The organism is Pseudomonas sp. GW821-FHT03E01 (assembly GCF_059420765.1).
Genome location: NZ_JBWKUI010000009.1, coordinates 64596 through 85444 on the forward strand (window position 1 = coordinate 64596; position 20849 = coordinate 85444).

Below are 20849 nucleotides of genomic sequence, written 5' to 3' on the forward strand. Positions count from 1 at the left end.
CACTATTTTCAGGAGCTGTATATGTCCACCGAACAACTGTTGAAGACCCCGTTGCACGCACTGCACCTCGAACTCGGCGCCCGCATGGTGCCGTTCGCCGGTTATGACATGCCGGTGCAATACCCGTTGGGCGTGATGAAAGAACACCAGCACACCCGTGATCAGGCCGGGCTGTTCGATGTCTCGCACATGGGCCAGATCCGCCTGACCGGTGCCAACGCCGCCAAAGCCCTGGAAACCCTGGTGCCGGTGGACATCATCGACCTGCCGGTGGGCATGCAGCGCTACGCGATGTTCACCAACGAGGCCGGTGGCATCCTCGACGACCTGATGGTCGCCAACCTCGGTAACGACGAACTGTTCCTGGTGGTCAACGCCGCCTGCAAGGACCAGGACCTGGCGCACCTGCGCAAGCACATCGGCGACCAGTGCACCATTGAACCGCTGTTCGAAGAGCGTGCCCTGCTCGCTCTGCAAGGCCCGGCTGCCGTCACCGTGCTCGCACGCCTGGCACCGGAAGTTGCGAAGATGACCTTCATGCAGTTCACCCGCGTGAAACTGTTGGGCGTGGACTGCTTTGTCAGCCGTTCGGGCTACACCGGCGAAGACGGTTACGAAATCTCCGTGCCGGCGGCCAACGCCGAAGCGCTGGCTCGCGCCCTGCTGGCCGAACCGGAAGTCGAGGCCATCGGCCTCGGCGCCCGCGATTCCCTGCGCCTGGAAGCCGGTCTGTGCCTGTACGGCCACGACATGAACACCGAAACCACGCCGATCGAAGCAAGCCTGCTGTGGGCCATCTCCAAGCCCCGACGTGCCGATGGTGCGCGGGCCGGCGGCTTCCCTGGCGCCGAAACCGTGTTCGCCCAACAGCAAACCGGTGTCAGCCGCAAGCGCGTTGGCCTGCTGCCGCAGGAACGTACACCGGTGCGTGAAGGTGCAGAGATCGTCAACGAAGCTGGCGAAATCATCGGCAGCGTTTGCAGCGGCGGCTTCGGTCCGACCTTGGGCGGTCCTTTGGCCATGGGTTACCTCGACAGCGCTTATACCGTTTTGGAAACGCCAGTTTGGGCCATTGTGCGTGGGAAAAAGGTGCCTTTGCTTGTAAGCAAAATGCCATTTGTTCCACAACGCTACTATCGTGGCTGATTGACTGTTTCTATAAGTAACGCGGTTGCGTTAACAGTGCACTAATCTGTAACGCAACCGCCATAAAATAGTGCATACGTTTCGTTTATGAACGCTACTTATAACAATCGAAAAGCAATGAACAACTCGATCGAATAAGCCCGCACTAGTGACCACTCTAATTGCCATCAACCTGAGGAAATCCGGGCCTTCGCGGGGCTTGTTTTTTCTCCCGTAGTTGGCGTAGAGTTTGTTCACTGTGTTTGCATGGGTCGCTTGGAAATCGTGACCTGGGCAGTAGCCTACAAGTTAGCTACATCCCGTTCGACGTCTTCTTACTCTCCTGCAACCAGCCCCAGTACTCTTTCACGAGAAGGAGACTGTCATTCATTTTTGCGTCAAAGGAAATAAGAAATGTCCCAACGTCAGAGCGGTACCGTCAAGTGGTTTAACGACGAGAAAGGTTTTGGTTTTATCACTCCAGAAAGCGGTCCGGATCTGTTCGTGCATTTCCGCGCTATTCAGGGCAACGGCTTCAAGAGCCTGAAAGAAGGCCAGAAAGTGACGTTCGTTGCTGTGCAAGGCCAGAAAGGCATGCAGGCTGACGAAGTACAAGCAGAAGGCTAATCTTCTGTTACGAAAAAGCCCCTGATGCTGACATCAGGGGCTTTTTTGTGCGCGCAAATCCGTAAAATGGCTTCTTTTTTCCGTTCTGAGGCAGCCATGTCGAAACACCTGCTCAACCCCCAAGGCGACTTTCCCGCCGCAGGCCTGGGTCGTCGCCTGGCAGCGATGTTCTACGACTTCCTGCTGTGCACCGCGCTGCTGATCGTCACCAGCGGCATTTACAAGATGATCCAGATGGCGTTCATCGGCGAAGACCGGATGCGCACCCTGACCGAGGCCGGCGCCCTGGACGGTGACCCACTGCTGTCGACGGTTCTGCTGTTTGTGCTGTTCGGCTTCTTCGCCAAGTTCTGGACCTGGTCGGGCCAGACCCTGGGCATGCAGGTGTGGTGCATCCGCGTACAAAACGCCGACGGCTCATCCATCAGCCTGTGGCAGGCGCTGCTGCGCTTTGTGGTGTCGATCGCGTCCTGGTTATGCCTCGGGCTGGGGTTCTTCTGGTCGCTGTTCGACAAGCAGAAGCGCAGCTGGCACGACATCTATTCCAACACCCAGTTGGTGCGGATTCCGAAGAAGACCAAATAATCCTCCAGATGCAAAAACGCCCCGATCAACCCGGGGCGTTTTTTTTGGCTCACTGCCAACGAATCAGGCGTTACCCGCCAGCTTCATCCGCGCCGCCTGCGTGAAATCGAGCATGCGCTTCAACGGCCGAATCGCCTGCGGAATCAACGCCGGATCGACGAAGATCTCGTTGGTCCCCTCCTTCAAGCTCTTCAGCGTGCGTTCAAGGGTGTTCATCGCCATCCACGGGCAATGCGCGCAACTGCGGCAAGCCGCGCCGTTACCGGCCGTTGGCGCTTCGATAAAGACCTTGTCCGGGCACAGCTGCTGCATCTTGTAGAAGATGCCGCGGTCGGTGGCAACGATCAGGGTCTTGTTCGGCAGGCTTTGCGCAGCAGCGATCAGCTGACTGGTGGAACCCACCGCATCGGCCAATTCGATCACGGCGGTCGGCGACTCCGGGTGCACCAGAATGGCCGCGTCCGGGTACAGCGCTTTCATGTCTTCGAGCTGCTTGGCCTTGAACTCTTCGTGAACGATGCAGGCACCATCCCACAGCAGCATGTCGGCGCCGGTCTGGCGCTGGATGTAAGTACCCAGGTGCTTGTCCGGGCCCCAGATAATGGTTTCGCCGTTATCCATCAGGCTTTCGACGATTTCCAGCGCGCAACTGGAAGTCACCACCCAATCCGCCCGGGCTTTGACTGCCGCCGAGGTGTTGGCATACACCACCACCGTACGTTCCGGGTGCTGATCGCAGAACGCCGAGAACTCGTCCACCGGGCAACCCAGGTCCAGCGAGCAGGTCGCTTCCAGGGTTGGCATCAGCACACGTTTTTCAGGGTTGAGGATCTTGGCGGTTTCGCCCATGAATTTCACACCGGCGACCACTACGGTCTTGGCCGGGTGAGCATTGCCGAAGCGGGCCATCTCCAGAGAGTCGGAGACGCAGCCACCGGTTTCTTCAGCCAGGGCCTGAATGACTGGATCACAATAGAAGTGTGCAACCAGCACCGCGTCCTGAGCTTTGAGCTCGGCTGCGATGGCTGTGCGGTAATAAGCCTCTTCCTCGGCTGTCAGCGGCTTGGGCTGCTTGGCGTCGAGGTGGGCTTGAACCAGAAGGCGTTCGGAAATCTGCGTCATGTTCGCAAGACCTGCAGGCGCTTTCGCGCGAAAGTCGAGTATACACCCGGCTCCGGACCCTTCGGGGTACCGCCGGGAGAGTGAGTATTCATCAGGCACGGACAGCGTTGAAGCTGCGCAAGGCTACAGAATATCCGGCGGATGCAAAAGATGATTCTGACCTGCGTCACTCGGTGCGATCCCGGACCGGGACAACCTCAAATCGCGGGCAAAAAAAAACCCGGAAATCCTCACTTACGTGGGCCTTCCAGATTTTTTAAAATGGTGGGTCGTGTGGGATTCGAACCTACGACCAATTGGTTAAAAGCCAACTGCTCTACCAACTGAGCTAACGACCCGCTGTGTGGTGGCGCGTATAATACTGATTTTTAAGGACTATTCAACACCTAATTTGAAATAAATCAAAAATAAGGTGTCGGGTCGCTGATTCCGGCCGCCGCAAAGCCTTCTGCACGCAGACGGCAGCTGTCGCATTTACCGCAAGCACGGCCGTTATCGTCCGCCTGATAGCAGGAAACGGTCAGCCCGTAATCGACGCCAAGCTTCACGCCCGCCTGAACGATCTGCGCCTTGCTCAGGTTCTGCAGGGGCGCCTGGATACGGAAGCCATTCCCTTCTACGCCGGCCTTGGTCGCCAGATTAGCCATGAGCTCGAAGGCTTCGATGAACTCGGGACGGCAATCCGGGTAACCGGAATAATCCACCGCGTTTACACCGATAAAGATGTCACGCGCACCCAGCACTTCGGCCCAACCCAACGCCAGGGACAGAAACACCGTGTTGCGCGCCGGCACATAAGTCACCGGAATGCCTTCGCTCGGCGCCTCCGGTACGTCGATGGAACTGTCGGTCAGGGCCGAGCCGCCGATACCGTTCAGGTTCAGGCCGATCACCTTGTGCTCGACCACACCCAAGTCGCGGGCAACACGCTCGGCGGCTTGCAGTTCGGCACGGTGGCGCTGACCGTAATCGAAGCTCATGGTGTAGCAGCTATAGCCTTCGGCACGGGCCATGGCCACGACCGTCGCCGAGTCCAGGCCGCCGGACAGCAGGATGACCGCACGTTTTTCAGCAGTGTTCAGTTGTTCAGTCATTTCAGCGCCCCGGCTCGTCATTCCAAAGATATTTATGCAGCTGCAATTGCAGACGCACAGGCAGATTGTCCGCCACCACCCAGTCCGCCAGATCACGTGCATTCAGGTCATGGTGGCTCGGCGAGAACAGGACTTCGCCGGCACGCTCGTTCAAACCGTATTGAATCAGCTTGGACACGGCCCAGTCATAGTCTTCCCGCGAGCAGATGACAAACTTCACCTGATCGTTGGGCGTGAGCAGTTCGATGTTCTCGTAGCGGTTGCGGTGGGCTTCTTTCGAACCCGGGGTTTTCAGGTCGACGACGCGACTGACCCGTGGATCGACCGCCGAGATGTCCAGCGCGCCGCTGGTTTCCAGCGACACTTCGTAACCGGCGTCACACAACTGCTTGAGCAAGGGAATGGCATTGGGCTGCGCCAAGGGCTCACCGCCCGTGACACAGACGTAACGCGGGCGAAAACCGGCCACTTGCTCGAGGATGTCGTCGAGCGTGCGGAGGGTGCCGCCAGTGAACGCGTAGGCGCTGTCGCAGTATTGGCAACGCAATGGGCAACCGGTCAGGCGCACAAAAACAGTGGGCAGCCCGGCAGTCCGCGTTTCACCCTGCAACGAGTAGAAAACTTCGGTGATTCTCAATGTGTCTTGCATAGTCGCCACGGGCGTAACAGCTAAACAGGCTGTCCGCCTCCGTCAGGCACTTCAAGGAACCCCGTCAACGCGCAGATCCCAAAAAGCGTGTTTCATAAAAAGGGCATGAATTCTAACGAAAAAACCCGCGACAAGCGCGGGTTTCTTCAAAACGGGCTAAACAGGCTTACATGCGCTGCAAGTCCCGTTGCGCCAGCTGAGCGGCGGAAGTGCCCGGATATTGGGACACGACCTGTTGCAGAATGCCTTTGACCCGGTCGGTATGACCGAGACGACGCTCTACATCAGCGAGCTTGTACAGCGAATCAGGCACTTTGGGGTGCTTGGGGTACAACTGCGAAACCTTGGCAAATGCCTGACCCGCACCTTGCAGATCGCCTTTGGCCAGGTTCACTTCCCCCAACCAGTACTGGGCATTGCCCGCGTATTGGCTGTTCGGGTATTTGCGCAGGAATGCGGCGAAAGCCTGGCTGGCCTTGTCGAAATCCTTGGCTTTGATCAGGTCGAAGGCTGCATCGTAATACAGTTTTTCCTTCGCCGGGTCAGCCGGTTCGCCACCCGCGGCCGGGGCTTGAGCGGCAGCCGCTCCCGCACCTGCGCCGGCTGCTGCACCGGGGGCATTCAAATTGCCACCGGCGGAAGAATTATCAGGAGTCGCGGCTGGTGCAACGCCGGTTCCTATGCGCCGATCAAGATCCTGATATCGCTCCAGGTTCTCTTGCTTCATGCGCGCTACATCATTTTGCAGAACTTCAATGATGCCTTGTTGGCGCGAGATCTGCTCCTGCATCGATTGCAGTTGGTTGAACAGCTCGCCCTGTGCCGAGACAGGGGCCGAAACCCCTCCCCCGGCATAGGCGCCGTTCGTACCGTAACCTGCAGGCGGATAACTGCTCCCGCTATTGTTATAGCCGGAGTTGTCCTCGACCACAGGAACCGCAGCCCACACCGCAAGCGGTGCGAGACTGAGAGCCAAAATAGTTACAGCACGACGGCACGTTCGCATGACGAATTACTTACGCAGTTCGACGCGACGGTTTTGAGCCCAGGACTGCTCGTCGTTGCCGGTAGCAACTGGACGCTCTTCGCCATAGGAAACCAGTTCCAGCTGAGCTGGGGAAACACCTTGCAGTACCAGGTAGCGCTGAACGGCTTTCGCACGACGCTCGCCCAGTGCCATGTTGTACTCACGAGTACCACGTTCGTCGGTGTTGCCTTCCAGAACAACGCGAGCGCCGTTTGCTTTCAGGTCTTTGGCGTGAACGTCCAGAGCGCGCATGGCTTCTGGCTTCAGGTCCGAGCTGTCGTATTCGAAGTAGAAGGTGGTGATTGCGCGCAGAGCAGCTTCTTCGCTCAGGGAGCCGTCAACTGCACCAGTGTTAGCGCCGTAACCAGCGTTTGGATCTACAGCGCCTTCACCGGCGTTGTCGCCGCCTTTGGACGAGCAACCTACAGCTACAGCCATGGCCAGAGCCAGCGCAGCAAATTTACCAAACTTCAGCATTTCCATCGTGAAACTCCTAATGAACCCCAGTGTGTTAAGTAAAACGTATAGCGCCGCGTCAGTTCAGGTAAGGGGACCAGGACGGTTCTCTGACTTCGCCTTGTGCGGTAGGAAGCGGGAGCCTCACGCGTCCATTAATGGACACGAGCATCAAGACTCCCCGGCCCTGCTGGCGGGTGGCGTAGATTACCATGGTGCCGTTGGGCGCAACAGTAGGAGACTCGTCCAGAGTGCTATCAGTGAGGATCTTTACACTACCGCGCTGCAAATCCTGGGCCGCCACCTTGAAGTTGGTGAAACCGTCCTGGCGGTGAATCATTACCAGGGTCTTTTCATCGGCCGACAGTTTAGGGTTGGCGTTGTAGTTACCGATGAAGGTCACACGCTCCGCACCACCACCGCCTGCGCTGGTTTTATAGATCTGAGGCTTGCCGCCACGGTCAGAGGTGAAGTAGATGGTCGAACCATCCTTACCCCAGAACGGTTCGGTGTTGATGCCTGGACCATTGGTGACACGGGTGATCTGACGCGACCCCAGGTTCATCACGTAGATGTCCGGGTTACCGTCTTTCGACAACACGAATGCCAGGCGATTGCCATCCGGCGACCAGGCTGGCGCGCCATTCAGGCCTTCGAAGTTGGTGATCTGCTCACGGCGACCGGTGTCGATGTTCTGCATGAAAATGCGTGGACGCTTCTGCTCGAACGACACGTAGGCAATGCGCTTGCCATCCGGTGCGAAACGCGGCGACAGGATTGGCTCGCGCGATTGCAGCAGCGTCACGGCACGGGCACCGTCGTAGTCCGAACGTTGCAGTGTGTAGCGAGTGTTCTTCTCAGAGAAACGCTCGGCCGTCACGTACAGCAGACGCGTCGAGAACGCACCTTTGACACCAGTGAGTTTTTCGAACGACTGGTCGGAGATGTAGTGCGCCATGTCGCGCAGTTGATCGACACCGCCCGACACGCTGCCGGTCAGCACTTGCTGCTCGGTGGCGACGTTGAACAGTGCGTACTGCACCTGCAGGCGACCGCCCGCCGGAACAATGCTGCCGACCATGACGTACTGGGCACCCACCGCCTTGAAGTCACGGTAGATGATTTCGCTAGCCTGGCTTGGCTGGCTGATCATGTTCTGCTTTGGAATCGGCGCGTAGTAACCCGAATTGCGCAGGTCGTTACCGATAATCTCAGCCATGTCGTCCGGCAGCACGCTACCGCCCTGGAAGCCGAAAGGCACAACGGCAATTGGAGTTGCCTGGGAGCTGCCACTGCTGACCAGGATATTTTTTTCATCTGCCGTGGCCAGTCCTGCAAAGCAGAACATGACTACAAGCAGTCCTCGAAGAAGGTTTCTCACAAGGCTAGATCCTCAGGTGTGAATGTCATCTTGAATGAACGATAGGGTGCGAAATCAGCTGGCTTCAGACCCTGCATTTCGGTCAATCGACCAATATTTTTTACAGCCGCGACTGCAGAACTGTCGAACGGCGCGTCACCGCTGGAATGAGCAACCGAAACACCGGAGATCGTTCCGTCAGGGAGCATGTTGATTTGCAGAATCACCTTCATGCCCTTGCGGGCCGACGGTGGCTGCGCCCAACCTTCAGATGCTCGCGAACGAATCAGATCATCAAAGTTGCCCGCGGTTTCATCGCCTTGCTCATCCGCCAAAGCCTGCTGACGCTCGGTCTTATCGGACAGCAAGTCAGCCAGAGCCTGAGCCTTCTTGTCCTCTACCGATTTGCGAGCCGCATCCTGCGCTTTCTTCTTCGCGGCATCGGCAGTCGCTTTCTTCTTCGCGTCTTCGGCGATTTTCTTCTTCGCCTCTTCCGCTTCAGCTTTCTTCTTGGCGTCTTCCGCGGCTTTCTTCTTCGCGTCTTCGACGATCTTTTTCTTCGCTTCTTCAGCGGCCGCTTTCTTGGCCTCTTCTTCAGCAGCTTTTTTGGCTTCTTCTTCGGCTTTCTTCTTGGCTATATCAGCCAATTGTTTCTCTTCGGCCTTTTTGGCTTCGGCGGTCTTCTTCGCTTCGTCGGCTTTCTTGGCTTCATCAGCCTTTTTCGCCTCTTCCGCTTTCTTCGACTCGTCGGCCTTCTTGGCTTCCTCGGCCTTTTGAGCCGCTTCTTCTTTCTTTTGTTCCGCAGCCTTCACCGCTTCCTGCTCGACCTTCTTCTGTTCCATCTGCTCGACTTCGGTCTGACGCGCAGCAGATTTCTGCGCCTCACCCGCGATCTTCTGATTGGTCTGGGTGGTCGCCCGACTTTTCGATTTCAGCTGGTACAGGGTTGCCTGGACAATCGGCTTGGCCGGCGGCAGCTCCGGTGTGAAGGCGAAACTGACGAACAGCATGCCGAACACCAGCACGTGCAAGACAATCGCCCAGACACTAGGCCAGAAGTAGCTTTCCGAGGCGGACGGCTCTCGCAGTTGCTGCATCAGGGCGCCTCGGTAATCAAGCCAACATTACCGACCCCGGCCTTCTGCAACCCGCCCATGGCGCCCATGACGGAGCCATAATCGACGGTTTTGTCGCCACGAATGAACACCTGCGTGCGCTTGCCGTTACCGTTGCCAACGCGAATGATCTTGGTCACGGCGTCGGTCATTTGCGGCAAGGTCATGGCCTTGTCCTGCTGCTTTTCGGTGTCGACTTCGCTGCCAAGGTTCCAGTAGTAGGTCTTGTCAGCCTTGATCGAAATGGTCAGGACCTGAGTGTTGTTGTCCTGCGGCAAGGCTTCGCTGGAAACCTTGGGCAGATCAACTTTCACGCCCTGATTGAGCATCGGCGCGGTCACCATGAAGATGACCAGCAGTACCAGCATCACGTCGATGTAAGGCACCACGTTCATCTCGGCAACCGGCTTGCGCTTTTTGCGAGCTCGAGCGATTAAAGCCATTGGAAATTACCTGCTTATTCTTCGCTGGTGTGCACTTTGCGGTGCAGGATCGCCTGGAATTCGTCGGCGAAGGTGTAATAGCGGCCCAGCAGGGTTTCGCTGCGGGCAGCAAAACGGTTGTAGGCGATAACGGCCGGAATGGCGGCAAACAGACCGATCGCAGTAGCAACCAGTGCTTCGGCGATACCTGGAGCCACAGTGGCCAGGGTCGCTTGCTGGGCAGTCGCCAGACCACGGAAGGAGTTCATGATGCCCCAGACTGTACCGAACAGACCGATGTACGGGCTGACGGAACCGACGGTGGCGAGGAACGGCAGGCTCTGCTCGAGCTTCTCTTCCTCGCGGGAGATGGCTACGCGCATGGCACGCGCCACGCCTTCCATGACCGCTTCCGGATCAACGCCCGACTGCTGGCGCAGACGGGAGAATTCCTTGAAGCCGGCACGGAAGATCTGCTCGACACCGGAATCCGGATCAGGGTTGCTGCCAGCCTGACGGTAGAGTTTGGACAGGTCGATACCGGACCAGAAGCGCTCTTCAAAGCTCTCCAGGGCACGTCGACCGGCGCGCAGCAAGTTGCTGCGCTGAAAGATCATGATCCACGAGGTCACCGATGCGGCTACCAGGATCAGCATTACCAGTTGCACCACGACACTGGCATTGCTGACCAGGCTCCACATGGAGGAATGGTCGACGACGTTAGCTTCCACGCTTTATCTCCTGCTTTGAGTGTGTACCCGCGCCGCTCACGTCGGCAAAGGCCGCACGTAGAGCTTCGGGAATGGCCCGGGGTTTCAAACTGTTAGTGCGCACACAGGCCACCAGAAACTGCCCTTCGCAGAGCAGCACGTTATCCGTAGCCCGCCTGACCTGCTGCTTGAAGCGCAGGCTGACCCGGTTCAATTCAATTACTTCGGCGCTTACCAGCAGTTCGTCGTCCAGTCGCGCCGGCGCGTGGTAACGCGCTTCGCTGGAATGCACGACGAACAACAGGTCCTCCCCTGCCAGCGCCGACTGGGCAAAGCCCAGCTCTCGGAGCCGCTCGGTTCGAGCCCGTTCCATAAACTTGAGGTAATTGACGTAATACACGATGCCGCCGGCATCGGTGTCCTCGTAATAAACGCGACAACGATGTGCGAACGGCTCAAGCCCGTTTTGCGCGCGCATACTCTAGTGCTTACTCCTCAGGTTGCCAATCCGGCCAGGCAACTGTTTTTCATTGATTCGCGGCTTTCTGGCGAAAGTACCGTCCTGGGACAGCACAAACCCCGAATAAATCAGCACGCAAAGGTGATTAATCGTCCACGGCATCGAGGAACTCGTCTACCACGGGCATCTCGCCCAATCGTGACGGAATGTTTAAGCCGAAGTGCAAATACGCATGCCGGGTCACTACCCGCCCCCGCGGCGTGCGCATGATATAGCCCTGCTGGATCAGGTACGGCTCCAGCACGTCTTCAATGGTGTGGCGTTCTTCGCTGATCGCAGCGGCCAGACTGTCCACCCCCACCGGCCCACCGTCGAACTTCTCGATCATGGTCAACAGCAGGCGTCGGTCCTGATGGTCGAAGCCACGCTCATCGACATCCAGCAGGTTCAAGGCCAGGTCGGCGATCGGTTTAGTGATGTGGCCCTTGGCACGAACCTCGGCAAAATCCCGGACCCGGCGCAGCAAGCGGTTGGCGATTCGCGGTGTACCGCGGGCACGCCGGGCGATTTCAAAGGCGCCTTCCGGGTCCAGCGGCAAACCGAGAATGTTCGCCGAACGGCTGACAATCGTTGCCAGATCGGCGGTGCTGTAGAACTCCAGGCGCTGGACGATCCCGAAACGGTCGCGCAACGGGTTGGTCAGCATACCGGCACGGGTCGTTGCGCCAACCAGGGTAAACGGTGGCAGATCGAGCTTGATCGAGCGCGCGGCCGGCCCTTCGCCGATCATGATGTCGAGCTGGAAATCTTCCATGGCCGGGTACAGCACTTCTTCGACGATCGGCGACAACCGATGGATCTCGTCGATGAACAGCACGTCATGGGGCTCAAGGTTGGTCAGCAATGCAGCCAGATCACCAGGACGCTCGAGGACCGGCCCCGAGGTGCTTTTGATCGACACGCCCATTTCCTGGGCAATGATGTTGGCCAGGGTGGTTTTACCCAGGCCCGGCGGGCCGAAAATCAGGGTGTGATCCAGTGATTCATTGCGCCCGCGCGCGGCCTGGATGAACAACTCCATTTGCTCGCGAACAGTCGGCTGGCCAATGTATTCGGCCAGGCTGACGGGACGAATCGCCCGGTCCTGGACTTCTTCGCGCTCACGGGGGCCACCCGTAGCGGCGATCAGACGATCAGCTTCAATCACTTAGATCATTCCCTTCAGGGCACGACGAATCATGTCTTCACTGCTCAAACCTTTCTCCTTGATCGCGGAAATCGCCTTGCTGGCTTCCTGCGGCTTGTAGCCCAGGGAAATCAGCGCGCTGACCGCGTCATTTTCGGCGGCAGCGACTTGTTGCGCTGGCGCATCCGGCTGGTTCGGCACCAACGCAAACATGCTCGGTACGGTTTCCCAGGCCTTGAAGCGATCCTTGAGTTCCACCAGCAAACGTTCGGCAGTCTTCTTGCCCACCCCCGGCACCTTGGTCAGCGCCGAGGTGTCCTGGGACTGCACGCAATGGATCAACTCGTCGACTTCCAGGCTCGACATCAGGGCCAGCGCCAGTTTCGGCCCCACCCCATTGAGACGGATCAGTTCGCGAAAAAAGTCTCGCTCACGCTTGCCGAAGAAGCCATAGAGTAACTGCGCGTCTTCGCGTACGACCAAATGGGTGTGCAAGGTCAGCGGTTCACCGACCGACGGCAAACGATAAAGCGTGGTCATGGGCACTTCCAGCTCATACCCCAGACCGTTTACATCCAGAATCAGGTGCGGCGGCTGTTTCTCAGCCAATGTGCCGCGCAAGCGTCCAATCACGTTTCAGATCCTTGAGCGTTGGCCAGATCAGTGCTGGCGACTGACAGAACAAGGGTTTTGCGCCGACAACACAGGCGCAAAACCCTCATCCCACAAAAAATGATTGCTGATGCTATCAGAGACGCAGGCGCCCGCCACGACTGCGTGCCGCGCCCAGGCCATGAGGCAACAGGCTGGAACGGGTGTGAGCGTGGCAAATCGCGATGGCCAGGGCATCCGAGGCATCGATTTGCGGCTTGCTGGTCAGTTTCAGCATGTGCATGACCATCATTTGCACTTGTTCTTTATTGGCGGCGCCGGTGCCGACCACGGCCTGCTTGACCTGGGTTGCGGTGTACTCGGCAATTTCCAGGCTCTCTTCGGCGCCGGCGACAATCGCCGCGCCACGGGCCTGCCCCAGTTTCAGCGCGGAGTCGGCATTGCGCGCCATGAACACCTTCTCGATGCCCATGGTGACCGGGCCATAAGTCTGAATGATTTCACGCACGCCGCGATAGACGATCTGCAGACGCTCATGCAACTCGCCAGCACCGGTGCGAATACAGCCCGATGCCACGTAAACACAACCACGGCCAGTATCGCGAACAATGCCGTAACCGGTGATACGCGAGCCGGGGTCGATACCAAGAATTAAAGTCATAACGCCTGCGAAGCTAGTGCGAATATCTGAGAGTAACCGTAGGAGCTGCCGAAGGCTCGGGCCGCGTTCGGACGATCTTTAAAATAAATAACTGTAAATCAAAAGATCGCAGGCTTCGCCAGCGCCTGCAGGGCTGATGAAGGCTGCGATCTTTATAAAGGCATCAACCGAGCTGCGCGGCCACCGCCTCTGGAATGTCCGCGTTGGAGTACACGTTCTGCACGTCATCCAGGTCTTCGAGCATGTCGATCAGCTTGAGAACCTTCTCGGCGCCTTCCAGATCCAGTTCGGCACTGGTGGTCGGCAACATGACGATTTCCGCATCGCTGCCCTTGAAGCCTGCGGCCTCCAAGGCGTTACGCACGGAATAGAAGCCGGCGAACGAGGTGAACACGTCGATGGAGCCGTCTTCGTTGGTCACCACGTCATCGGCGTCGGCTTCCATGGCTGCTTCCATCAGCGCGTCTTCATCAACCCCTGGCGCGAAGGAAATCTGCCCTTTGCGTTCGAACAGATAAGCCACCGAACCGTCGGTACCGAGGTTACCGCCGCACTTGCTGAACGCATGGCGAACAGCGGCTGCGGTACGGTTGCGGTTGTCGGTCATGCATTCGACCATCACCGCCACACCGCCCGGGCCATAGCCTTCGTAGGTCAGCTCGACCATGTCATCGGTATCGGCAGCGCCGGCACCACGGGCCACCGCGCGGTCGATGATGTCGCGGCTCATGTTCGCACCCAGCGCTTTATCCAGCGCCAGACGCAGACGCGGGTTGGAGCCCGGATCAGCGCCGCCCTGACGGGCAGCGACCGTCAGCTCACGAATCCACTTGGTGAAAATCTTGCCCTTCTTGGCATCCTGACGTTCTTTGCGGTGCTTGATGTTCGCCCACTTGGAATGACCCGCCATAACTCGCTCCGAATTTCTCTTTGAAACATCGCCCGCCACACAGGGAGTGTCGGCCAGCAACAAAAAAATCTTGACCTAAAGAAAAGGCGCATCCCACAGGATGCGCCTTTGCGGTCAGCCTTACTCTGCCTTTGGCGTTTCGCGCAGACGAATGTGCAGCTCACGCAACGCCTTGGCATCTACCACGCCCGGAGCCTGCGTCATCACGTCCGCAGCACTCTGGGTTTTCGGGAAGGCGATCACTTCACGGATCGACTGGGCGCCGGTCATCAGCATCACCAGACGATCCAGACCGAAGGCCAGACCACCGTGCGGCGGCGCGCCATATTTCAGGGCGTCGAGCAGGAAGCCGAACTTCTCTTCCTGTTCCGCTTCGTTGATACCCAACAGACGGAACACCGACTGTTGCATTTCCTTACGGTGGATACGGATCGAACCGCCACCCAGCTCGGTGCCGTTCAGAACCATGTCGTAGGCACGGGACAAAGCGCCAGCCGGGTTGGCTTCCAGCTCTTCAGGAGTGCACTTCGGCGCGGTGAACGGGTGGTGCAAGGCGCTGAAGCTGCCGTCGTCGTTCTCTTCGAACATCGGGAAGTCGACGACCCACATTGGCGCCCACTTGCAGGTCAGCAGCTCGAGGTCATGACCCAGCTTGATCCGCAGCGCGCCCAGGGCTTCGCTGACGATCTTGGCTTTGTCGGCGCCGAAGAACACGATGTCGCCATCGACCGCACCCACGCGATCGAGGATCACGTTCAGGTTGGCTTCCGGGATGTTTTTCACGATCGGCGACTGCAGACCTTCAACACCGGCAGCACGCTCGTTGACCTTGATGTACGCCAGGCCCTTGGCACCGTAGATGCCGACGAACTTGGTGTAATCGTCGATCTGCTTGCGCGGCATGCTCGCACCGCCTGGAACGCGCAAGGCGGCGATACGGCATTTCGGGTCATTGGCCGGGCCACTGAACACCTTGAAATCGACTTCCTTGAGCTGATCGGCAACATCCACCAGTTCCAGCGGGTTACGCAGGTCTGGCTTGTCGGAACCGTAGCGGCGCATGGCCTCTTCGAAGGTCATGTGCGGGAATTCGCCGAATTCCAGACCCAGCACTTCCTTGAACAGGTTGCGGATCATGCCTTCGGTCAGGCCCATGATGTCTTTTTCATCGAGGAAGCTGGTCTCGATGTCGATCTGAGTGAATTCCGGCTGGCGATCAGCCCGCAGGTCTTCGTCGCGGAAGCACTTGGCGATCTGGTAGTAACGGTCGAAGCCGGCCACCATCAGCAGCTGCTTGAACAGCTGCGGCGATTGCGGCAAGGCGAAGAACGAACCGGCGTGAGTACGGCTCGGCACCAGATAGTCACGCGCGCCTTCCGGCGTCGCACGGGTCAGGATCGGCGTCTCGACATCGAGGAAACCGTTCTCGTCCAGGTAGCGGCGGATGCTGGTGGTCATGCGCGAACGCAGACGCAGCTTCTCGGCCATTTCAGGGCGACGCAGATCAAGGAAGCGATAACGCAGGCGGGTTTCTTCGCCAACGTCGGAGAACTCGTTCAGCGGGAACGGCGGGGTTTCCGATTCGTTCAGCACTTCCAGCTCGTAGCCCAGGACCTCGATCATGCCCGACGCCATGTTGGCGTTGGTTGCACCGGCCGGACGCAGGCGAACCTTGCCGGTGATCTTCACGACGTACTCGCTGCGCACGCGATCGGCGGCGGCGAAGCTCTCGGCACGGTCCGGATCGAACACCACCTGGGCCAGACCGTCACGATCACGGATATCGAGGAAAATCACCCCGCCATGGTCACGGCGACGGTGAACCCATCCGCAAAGGGTAATTTCCTGGCCTTCCAGGCTTTCGTTCAGTTGGCCGCAATAATGGCTGCGCATCATGGTAGTGGTTTCACTTCTCGTAATTCGAAATTCGGGTGGAGGTCTTGCCACACCACCGCACTTGAATAAGGTGCCAGATGATGCAAGAGCTCGCGCGTGTCGTTCAACCCGGGCGCTAGACCCTAGTCAGCTTTGTCGCCACCGGCCAGATTTTTCTTGGAACCGGTCTTGAAGTCGGTTTCGTACCAGCCGGTGCCACTGAGGCGGAAACCGGGCATGGACAGCATCTTTTTAAGCTCTGGCGCCTGGCAGGCAGGGCAGTCGACCAGCGGTGCTGCGCTGATCTTTTGAATGGCTTCCAACTGATGACCACAGGAAGCACATTGGTAATCGTACATCGGCATGGGGGTTGTCTCGGCGATCAGATTGCTACCGCGCATGCAGGGCTTCGCGGCAAAGAGCGGGATTATATCCATTAAATGCAGCCTGTGCAGCCGTAAGACTGCACAGACCGACACTCGACTCATTCAGCCGCTCTCGCTAAGCCATGACGGGGCAACTGCCCTCCTTCAGGCTGTGCACGACGCAGACAACCCGCACCAGCCCGGTGAAATTTTTCACCCCGCCATGGCGCAAGTGCACCTCGCGATCCACCTGAGACAACAGCGCACTGACCGAGCAGCAATTGACCTTGGCCATGTTGCCCAAAATATCCCAATAGACCTGCTCAAGCCGCAAACAGGTCGCAAAGCCATTCAAACGCACCGACCGGGATAAGGGCTGGGCCAGCCCCATATCGAATTCGCTGACAAGTGAATCAATCCTTATATCCTTGAGTGGACCGATCCTCCCCTCGTCTTGTCTTTCTTCATGAACCATACCGTTGACACTCCTTTGTCATCCTTGCTGCTTGTAAGGGCCATATTCCGTTTCCTTATAAAAGCGCAGGCGCAACGGTATATCCAGATGACTTTATGACCATCAACGTAGGATAAGCCAACAATGGAGGGGCGATCATGGAGCTCGTCCTAGGCCGGACGATTTCCTACGAAAACTGACGCAACATCACTCAACGAAAAGGCGAAAGATCCGAGAAACACAGCGCACGAATAACACTCGGCATCGTCATCCGCGCGCCATGCCAATGGAAACACCGCCGGACCGCCTGATTTGAGTAGCCGCAGGCTTTGCTGTTAAATAGGCAGTGTGTCGCTACCACCTATTTTCCGGGGGCTGCGCATAGGCTGATATCAGGTACGTGCCCAACGCCTCTTATTGTTCTGAAGCGAACCGTGCTCTATCAGCTCTTCCTTGTGATCCGTCTTAACGTGAGTTAATCAAAATGTTGAAAATCGTCCACCTGCTAATGGGCGCAGCAGCCCTGCTGCTGTCCTTCATCCCTAGCCTGCGATCCGAAGCGGTACCTTACCTGCAACAACCCGATGCGCTTTACCTGGCCTTTTTCGGCCTGCTCAACCTCACCCTCGCGCCTGTTATCCCTTACTGGAACAAAGGCCCGCGTCATCAATTGCAAAACCTGGTCAGCGCTTTGCTGGTTCTGGCTGTCGTACTGCAAACCCTGACGCTGATCGCTCCGATGCCTGTCATCGCCGGTCAACCTGCCGTTCTGTTCAGCCTGGTCGCTGCCCTGATCGCCGTATTCCTGCACCTGGCCATCAGCTTCTACAAATCTTCACCGGCCGCCGCCGCGCCAAGCTATGACATGAGCAACCGCGATACTGGCACCGTCAAATGGTTCAACACCTCCAAAGGCTTCGGCTTTATTTCCCGCGACTCCGGCGATGATATTTTCGTGCATTTCCGGGCGATTCGCGGTGAAGGCCACCGCGTTCTGGTGGAAGGCCAGCGCGTGGAGTTCTCCGTCATGAACCGTGACAAAGGCCTGCAAGCCGAAGATGTGATCGCCGCACTGCCGCGCCGCTGATTCAAGGCTAAAAAAAACCGCGAACAGCTTGGCTGTTCGCGGTTTTTTATCGCCTGCTTCTCAGTAATGAGGCGGTGGCGCCTCTTCTTCTTCAAGCGTCGCAAACTGGCCGGCCATTTCCTCCTGCCGCTTGAGCAACGCCGACATTTGCAATTGCAGACGCTCGACCATCCGCTGCTGCGCCACCAGCACATCATTCAATGCCTGGATGGTGTCATCCTGAAATGCCAGTCGGCTTTCCAGATCGGTAACGCGTTCGCCCAGGCTCATGATTCAGCCCTCCAGAAACTTGAAATCGTCGGTCAATACCAGACGCAGTCGCTCGCGAATCGTCGCGATCTGCTCTGAACTGTATGGCTTGGCCTCCTGTTTGCCCCAGATCGGAGCTGGCCAGGCGGCGTCCTCACGCTTGCGCACAATCACATGCATATGCAACTGATTGACGACGTTACCCAGGGCCGCGACGTTCAACTTGTCCGCGTCGAAAGAGTCCTTGAGGATTTCCGCCAGCTCAGTCGTTTCCCGCCACAGCTGCTGTTGATCTGCGCCATCCAGCTGAAATATTTCACTGATATCCTCGCGGCGTGGCACGAGGATGAACCAGGGGTAATTCGAATCATTGGACAGCAGTAACCGGCAGAGCGGGAAATCGCCGATTGGCAACGTGTCTTGTTGAAGTCGTGGATCTAAAGCGAACACAGCGCACACTCCCCTCTGGTCATCCTTTTTCAGCTTAGCGCCCCCACCGAAAGACGGCGCACCAAGCGACAGGACGGCAGCATACCTGCGAATGCCATGCGCTTCACGACGAACTGCCGCCAGCACCGCCCTGCGGGCGCGCCGAGATGCGCCATTTTGATTCGGGACGCACCATGACGGAACCGGCCATCACGGAAAAAACGCCGAAACAGCCCATAAACAACGCACTGTTCGAACCCACGGCAACGCCACCATGTGTGAATTCAGTACAGGAAATAAAATTTTTTGCACCAAAACCGCACAACGCGTCTACGCTCAGTGCGTCAGCATCCGCCAATTACTCACTGACGGGGTGAACCGGTAACGTTTTTGGTTGTCACCTCGCAGCTCCAATGCGGTAACCACGATGCAAAGCATGGCGTCAAGCCTAAGAAAAACGAGCTTGAACCCCCCGGTTTTATGAGGTTTTTACAGCAACAGGCAGGCTTTCAGAAAAAAACAGCAACAGAATTCTGGTTTGTGCACGCTTGTTGCATTCACCCCCGTATCGTCTATAAGTGCTCCGCTGGAAGTGGAAGCCTTAAGGCCAATAAAAACAGTGGCAGGGTTGCCCGATGGAGATTCAAGTGTAGGACCAAGGACTCTTTTTTACCGATGCTCAAGCCCTGGAAAACAGCGCTGAAGTTGTCAGTCCGATTGCGTCGGGACTGTGAATTTGCGACATCTACCCAGCCATTTGCGACAGGGTCGTAAAGAAGCTGAAAGGTTAGATGTGCAAGTATCGCCAATAGGGTCGGCGTGATATAAGTTTGCGCCGACACAAAAAGAAAGAGCCGCCCAGATAATAAAACAGGTGGGACGGCAGTACTCTTCTAAAAACCAAAGGAGCAAATCACGATGCGCGTGATGAAGTGGAGCATGATCGCACTGGCAGTTGCAGCAGCAGCCAGTACTCAATTGGCTACGGCCGCACCTTTCGTAAGTGACCAGGCTGACGCCAAAGGTTTTGTTGAAGATAGCAAGCTCGACTTGCTGGTTCGCAACTACTACTACAACCGTAACAAGAAAGACGGCGCCGTCGATGACAAAGACTGGACCCAGGGCATCCAGGGCATGTACAGCTCGGGCTACACCCAAGGTCTGATCGGTGTTGGCGTTGAAGCTTGGGGCCAACTGGCCATTAAGCTGGACGGTTCCGACAAGTATTCGGGTACCGGCAACATGCCCGTGGGCAATGATGGCGAAGTCGAAAACAACCAGGGCAAAGCCGGCGCTGCCGCCAAGTTCCGCATCTCCAAGACCGAGCTGAAAATCGGCGACATGCAGCCAAGCACTTCTCCGGTGTTCGCTGTTGGCGGCTCCCGCATCCTTCACCAAACTGCCAGCGGTATCCAACTGCAGAGCAGCGAAGTCAAAGACCTCGACCTCGAAGCCGGTCACTTCTACTCGGCGACCAGTCAGGACCGAAATGCCCGTGATGGCGACCTGTGGGCAACCTACGCTGGCGTGAAAGCCAACTCCATCGACTACTTCGGTGGCAAGTACGGCATTACCCCAGACCTGAGCGTGTCGCTCTACGGTGCCAAGCTCGAAGACATCTGGAACCAGTACTACGCCAACGCGAACTACACCCTCGCATTGGGTGGCGATCAGTCGATCAACTTCGACGGTAACATCTACAACACCAGGGACACTGGTAGCGCTAAAGCAGGCGAAATCAATAACACCGCCTACTCCCTCGCTGCTGCTTTCTCGTTCCTGAAGGCACACACCATCACCCTGGGCTTCCAGAAAGTGAATGGCGATACTCCGTTCGACTATATCGGCGTGGGTAAAAACAACCGTGGTGGCGACTCGATCTTCCTCGCCAACTCCATCCAGTACTCTGACTTCAACGCCCCTGGCGAGAAATCGGTACAGGCCCGTTACGACCTGAAAATGGCCGAATACGGCATCCCTGGTCTGAGCTTCATGACCCGTTACGTGAAAGGTTGGGACATCGACGGCACCAACACTCCAGCAGGCAGCCCTTACGCTGGCCTGTACGGTGCAGACGGTAAACACCACGAAACCAACGTGGAAGTTAAATACGTAATTCAGTCCGGCCCAGCTAAAGATCTGTCGTTCCGCATCCGTCAAGCATGGCACACCGCCAACGCAGACGAAGGCGAAGGCGATATCTCTGAGTTCCGCCTGATCACCGACTACCCGCTCAACATTCTGTAATCGCAGAAAGTTAGTTCGCGGT

General features: G+C 57.6%; 24 protein-coding genes and 1 tRNA gene. 5 read left to right on the plus strand and 20 right to left on the minus strand.

Going from position 1 to position 20849, the window contains the following annotated elements; all coding sequences use genetic code 11:
* The first annotated feature begins 21 nt into the window (after nt 1-21).
* The 3 genes from gcvT (at nt 22) to AC07VO_RS16550 (ending at nt 2337) form a co-directional block, all read left to right on the plus strand.
* Nucleotides 22-1146 (plus strand): glycine cleavage system aminomethyltransferase GcvT, encoded by a 1125-nt coding sequence (gene gcvT, locus AC07VO_RS16540; protein ID WP_018926489.1) that lies wholly within the window; start codon nt 22-24, stop codon nt 1144-1146.
* 393 nt (nt 1147-1539) lie between these two features.
* A complete protein-coding gene (locus tag AC07VO_RS16545; protein WP_007934683.1) occupies nt 1540-1752 on the plus strand; it encodes a cold-shock protein in 213 nt (70 codons plus the stop codon).
* A gap of 96 nt (nt 1753-1848) precedes the next feature.
* Complete coding sequence (locus AC07VO_RS16550; protein ID WP_305409978.1) at nt 1849-2337, plus strand: RDD family protein; 489 nt, start codon at nt 1849-1851, stop codon at nt 2335-2337.
* Nucleotides 2338-2400: 63 nt separating this feature from the next.
* On the opposite strand, the gene nadA is transcribed toward AC07VO_RS16550, so the two are convergent.
* From nadA to AC07VO_RS16640, 18 genes are all read right to left on the minus strand, one after another.
* A complete protein-coding gene (gene nadA, locus AC07VO_RS16555; RefSeq protein ID WP_018926491.1) occupies nt 2401-3459 on the minus strand; it encodes a quinolinate synthase NadA in 1059 nt (352 codons plus the stop codon).
* Between the two features lie 262 nt (nt 3460-3721).
* Nucleotides 3722-3797: transfer RNA gene (locus AC07VO_RS16560), tRNA-Lys, on the minus strand.
* Between the two features lie 63 nt (nt 3798-3860).
* A complete protein-coding gene (gene queC / locus AC07VO_RS16565; RefSeq protein ID WP_064616361.1) occupies nt 3861-4553 on the minus strand; it encodes a 7-cyano-7-deazaguanine synthase QueC in 693 nt (230 codons plus the stop codon).
* 1 nt (nt 4554) lies between these two features.
* On the minus strand, nt 4555-5202 hold the full coding sequence (gene queE / locus AC07VO_RS16570) for a 7-carboxy-7-deazaguanine synthase QueE (RefSeq protein ID WP_018926493.1): 648 nt from the start codon (nt 5200-5202) through the stop codon (nt 4555-4557).
* Nucleotides 5203-5368: 166 nt separating this feature from the next.
* Nucleotides 5369-6208, minus strand: coding sequence for a tol-pal system protein YbgF (gene ybgF, locus AC07VO_RS16575; RefSeq protein WP_026286449.1), 840 nt, complete (start codon nt 6206-6208; stop codon nt 5369-5371).
* Nucleotides 6209-6214: 6 nt separating this feature from the next.
* Complete coding sequence (gene pal / locus AC07VO_RS16580; RefSeq protein WP_003178634.1) at nt 6215-6712, minus strand: peptidoglycan-associated lipoprotein Pal; 498 nt, start codon at nt 6710-6712, stop codon at nt 6215-6217.
* 52 nt (nt 6713-6764) lie between these two features.
* Entirely contained in the window at nt 6765-8033 is a 1269-nt protein-coding gene (tolB, locus tag AC07VO_RS16585) for a Tol-Pal system beta propeller repeat protein TolB (RefSeq protein ID WP_495007618.1), read from the minus strand.
* Between the two features lie 29 nt (nt 8034-8062).
* Nucleotides 8063-9142 carry a cell envelope integrity protein TolA gene (gene tolA, locus AC07VO_RS16590; protein ID WP_018926496.1) on the minus strand — a complete coding sequence of 360 codons (1080 nt, stop codon included), beginning with the start codon at nt 9140-9142 and terminating at the stop codon, nt 8063-8065.
* Nucleotides 9142-9594 (minus strand): protein TolR, encoded by a 453-nt coding sequence (gene tolR / locus AC07VO_RS16595; protein WP_167331185.1) that lies wholly within the window; start codon nt 9592-9594, stop codon nt 9142-9144. The genes tolA and tolR overlap by 1 nt, the downstream gene beginning before the upstream one ends.
* A gap of 23 nt (nt 9595-9617) precedes the next feature.
* Nucleotides 9618-10313 carry a protein TolQ gene (gene tolQ, locus AC07VO_RS16600; RefSeq protein WP_018926498.1) on the minus strand — a complete coding sequence of 232 codons (696 nt, stop codon included), beginning with the start codon at nt 10311-10313 and terminating at the stop codon, nt 9618-9620.
* Entirely contained in the window at nt 10303-10770 is a 468-nt protein-coding gene (gene ybgC, locus AC07VO_RS16605) for a tol-pal system-associated acyl-CoA thioesterase (RefSeq protein WP_007933231.1), read from the minus strand. Before ybgC ends, tolQ begins: the two co-directional genes overlap by 11 nt.
* Before the next feature lie 127 nt (nt 10771-10897).
* Nucleotides 10898-11959 carry a Holliday junction branch migration DNA helicase RuvB gene (gene ruvB / locus AC07VO_RS16610; RefSeq protein WP_018926499.1) on the minus strand — a complete coding sequence of 354 codons (1062 nt, stop codon included), beginning with the start codon at nt 11957-11959 and terminating at the stop codon, nt 10898-10900.
* Nucleotides 11960-12571, minus strand: coding sequence for a Holliday junction branch migration protein RuvA (ruvA, locus tag AC07VO_RS16615; protein WP_495007619.1), 612 nt, complete (start codon nt 12569-12571; stop codon nt 11960-11962).
* 115 nt (nt 12572-12686) lie between these two features.
* Nucleotides 12687-13211 carry a crossover junction endodeoxyribonuclease RuvC gene (ruvC, locus tag AC07VO_RS16620; RefSeq protein WP_018926500.1) on the minus strand — a complete coding sequence of 175 codons (525 nt, stop codon included), beginning with the start codon at nt 13209-13211 and terminating at the stop codon, nt 12687-12689.
* A 163-nt stretch (nt 13212-13374) separates the two neighbouring features.
* Nucleotides 13375-14121: a YebC/PmpR family DNA-binding transcriptional regulator gene (locus AC07VO_RS16625; RefSeq protein WP_018926501.1), complete on the minus strand. Its 747-nt coding sequence runs from the start codon at nt 14119-14121 to the stop codon at nt 13375-13377.
* 120 nt (nt 14122-14241) lie between these two features.
* A complete protein-coding gene (aspS, locus tag AC07VO_RS16630; protein WP_018926502.1) occupies nt 14242-16017 on the minus strand; it encodes an aspartate--tRNA ligase in 1776 nt (591 codons plus the stop codon).
* Between the two features lie 122 nt (nt 16018-16139).
* Nucleotides 16140-16361 (minus strand): FmdB family zinc ribbon protein, encoded by a 222-nt coding sequence (locus tag AC07VO_RS16635; RefSeq protein WP_010457489.1) that lies wholly within the window; start codon nt 16359-16361, stop codon nt 16140-16142.
* A 136-nt stretch (nt 16362-16497) separates the two neighbouring features.
* Nucleotides 16498-16836: a ribbon-helix-helix domain-containing protein gene (locus AC07VO_RS16640; protein ID WP_258613221.1), complete on the minus strand. Its 339-nt coding sequence runs from the start codon at nt 16834-16836 to the stop codon at nt 16498-16500.
* 463 nt (nt 16837-17299) lie between these two features.
* On the opposite strand from AC07VO_RS16640, the gene AC07VO_RS16645 reads away from it, so the two are divergent.
* Nucleotides 17300-17902 (plus strand): cold-shock protein, encoded by a 603-nt coding sequence (locus AC07VO_RS16645; RefSeq protein ID WP_019651434.1) that lies wholly within the window; start codon nt 17300-17302, stop codon nt 17900-17902.
* A gap of 60 nt (nt 17903-17962) precedes the next feature.
* Here AC07VO_RS16645 and AC07VO_RS16650 read toward each other — a convergent pair whose 3' ends face one another.
* Both AC07VO_RS16650 and AC07VO_RS16655 read right to left on the minus strand, forming a co-directional pair.
* Nucleotides 17963-18172, minus strand: coding sequence for a SlyX family protein (locus AC07VO_RS16650; RefSeq protein ID WP_018926506.1), 210 nt, complete (start codon nt 18170-18172; stop codon nt 17963-17965).
* Nucleotides 18173-18175: 3 nt separating this feature from the next.
* Nucleotides 18176-18601 carry an HIT family protein gene (locus AC07VO_RS16655; RefSeq protein WP_007933275.1) on the minus strand — a complete coding sequence of 142 codons (426 nt, stop codon included), beginning with the start codon at nt 18599-18601 and terminating at the stop codon, nt 18176-18178.
* A gap of 897 nt (nt 18602-19498) precedes the next feature.
* On the opposite strand from AC07VO_RS16655, the gene AC07VO_RS16660 reads away from it, so the two are divergent.
* Nucleotides 19499-20827: an OprD family porin gene (locus tag AC07VO_RS16660; RefSeq protein ID WP_018926508.1), complete on the plus strand. Its 1329-nt coding sequence runs from the start codon at nt 19499-19501 to the stop codon at nt 20825-20827.
* Nucleotides 20828-20849: the final 22 nt, after the last annotated feature.